The sequence below is a fragment of the Bacillus haynesii genome (assembly GCF_001969855.1).
In the GTDB taxonomy this organism is placed as follows: domain Bacteria; phylum Bacillota; class Bacilli; order Bacillales; family Bacillaceae; genus Bacillus; species Bacillus haynesii.
The window spans coordinates 1-2,658 of record NZ_MRBL01000053.1; the positions used below are offsets into that span (position 1 = coordinate 1).

Annotated in this window: 2 protein-coding genes; both read right to left on the reverse strand. The window is 47.2% G+C overall.

The annotated features are described in order from the left end of the window. Positions 1 to 104 precede the first annotated feature (104 nt). Positions 105 to 1,538, reverse strand: a complete 1,434-nt coding sequence (locus BTA31_RS22130; protein WP_076794272.1) for an MBL fold metallo-hydrolase — start codon at positions 1,536 to 1,538, stop codon at positions 105 to 107. 84 nt (positions 1,539 to 1,622) lie between these two features. Then, a partial coding sequence (locus tag BTA31_RS22135) for an NAD(P)/FAD-dependent oxidoreductase (RefSeq protein ID WP_076794275.1) occupies positions 1,623 to 2,658 on the reverse strand: 1,036 nt, incomplete at its 5' end.

Consider the following 2,658-nt stretch of genomic DNA (forward strand, 5'->3'; position numbering starts at 1 on the left):
ACGGAGAAGGAAAAGCGGAAATACTATCAGTCAAGAGGCCGGGAGGAAGACAATATCGGCCTCTTGACTTTTGATACCATGCGCTTGAGCATAGAAATGTTCTTTCATTTTAATTCGCTGCAAGGGGTTGAAATGGCAAGACCGTCTTTCTGCCATTGGACAATGCCGCCGCTCAAACTCAAAACTTGTTTGAAACCGCCGTTAGCTTGTAGGATGCTGGCCCCTATTGCAGATCGGGCTCCGGCATGGCATTGCACAAGGATTGGACAGTCTCTTTTGATTTCATCGAGCCGTTCTGGGAGCGTTCCCAGCATGATGTGTTGTGCATTCGGAATGTGACCTCCTTGCCATTCAGTCAGATTGCGAACATCAAGCACGTGCACGAATCCGTCTTCTACTAATTTTGCGATCTCAGGTGGGGTGATCTCCGCGTACGATTCAAGTGAAAAAGCATCGCTTGCCAGAATTTTGTCACGATCCATAAACCCTGCAATATTGTCAATGCCTACAGAGCGCAGCGCTGCCACGAGTTCGTTCACTTCAGCCGGATTCGTTATGAAGTACACAGGACGATTGTAGTCGATGAGCCAGCCTGCCCAGTTTGTAAACGCCTTGTTGAACGGAATGTTGATCGTGCCTTTGATGTGCCCTTCAGCAAATTCCCGGGAAGAGCGGGTATCCACAATTTGCTCTTTTCCCTGCAAATCTTTCACTTGTTCAATCAAAGTAATTTCTAAAACAGCAGAAAGATCTTTGAGCAATGCAGGGCCTTCTTTATTCACTCGTTTCATCTCAGCAAAGTACTTTGGCGGTTCTGGTTGCCCATCTAGCAAGGCTTTAACGAATTCGTCTTCATCAGTGTACGCCATTGCCCAGTTAAACATCTTTTCGTAACCGACAGTCGAAGTTGGAATCGCTCCCAATGCCTTGCCGCAAGCGCTGCCTGCCCCATGAGCCGGCCAAACCTGCAAGTAATCCGGGAGCTGTTTAAACTTTCCGAGGGACTTGAACATCTCTCTTGCCCCCGATTCTGACGTTCCCTTGATCCCCGCCGCTTTTTCGAGCAAATCGGGTCTGCCGATGTCGCCTGCAAAGACGAAATCTCCTGTAAAGATGCCGATTGGACGATCCGCATTTCCTCCTCCGTCCGTCAACAGGAATGAAATGCTTTCCGGGGTATGGCCGGGGGTATGCATAACCTCAAACATCAGGTTTCCGATGGAAAAGCGGTCGCCGTCTCTCACAAGCTGATGTTTCAATTCATTGACATATTGATATTTCCAATCTGCGTCTCCTTCATCGGAAAGATACAGCTTCGCTTGGTGTGTAACGCCGAGTTCACGGGCGCCGGAAACAAAATCGGCGTGAATATGGGTTTCTGCGGCCGCTGTGATGTTGAGCCCTTCTTCCTTGGCTGCTTGCAAATATGGTTTTAGATTGCGGCCGGGATCAATCACAATGGCCTCCCCTGTTTTTTGACAGCCAACCAGATACGATGCATGGGCCAGTTTTTCATCGTAAAAATAGCGCAATAACATGTTGGATTCCTCCTCTTGAAACATTTATCGGAAAATATCCTTTTTTGAGTTCGCATCATGCATAACCTTTGAACTTTGTCCTGCTTACATCAGTCCTTTTAACATGCCATTCCAATACATGATGGGAAGCAATCTTCTTTTTAACAGGTACATGCTGAATCGTTCCTTGGACTGATCAAATGGAAACGTTTCTTGCGGTACCTTGTGATAGTCAAACTCGGCCAGCACGAGTTTGTTGTATCCTGTAACCAATGGGCATGAGGTATATCCATCGTACTTTGCATCTAATGAAGATCCTTTGATCAAGGACATCAGATTTCGCACCACAACCGGAGCCTGTTTACGAACTGCCGCCCCTGTTTTGGACGTCGGCAGGTTGGCACAGTCGCCAATTCCAAAAACATTGGCAAACTTTTTGTGCTGCAGAGTGTACGGATTAACATCGACCCAGCCGCCGGCATCCGCCAATGCGCTTTCTTTTATACATAAAGGTGCTTTCATCGGCGGTGTCACATGGAGAAGATCATATGTTAATACTTCCTGTTCCCCCGACTCCAGATTCTCGAACAAGGCTTCTTTTGAATCAGGCCGAATTTCGATTAAGTTTCTCTTGTACATCGTTTGGATATCCTTGCGCTGGATGACTTTTTCAAGCGCATTTGCGTATTTGTGGACATCGAAAATGGTTGATTTCGCCGATGCAAAAATAATCTCCGACTGATTGCGAACATTTGACTTGCGAAAATAGTCGTCTGCTAAGTACATAATTTTCTGTGGAGCTCCCCCGCATTTCACGGGAGAATCAGGATGAGTGAAAATGGCGGTTCCGCCTTTAAAATCTCGGATGTTTTCCCAAGTGCTGTCTACCGTATGATATGAATAGTTGCTGCAAACCCCGTTTTTTCCAACTGCATCTTTCAAGCCTTTGACCCCGTCCCAATCGATTTGCAAACCGGCTGCTGCAACGAGATAATCATAGGAAACGATCGTTCCTTGTTTTGTAAGAAGTGTGTTCTGATTCGGCCGAAACTCCGTTACAGCATCGCCGATCAAGTCGACACCAGCGGGAATTAAGGAAGCTAAATCACGCTCGGACTCTTCCTTCTTCGCTGCGCCGCCC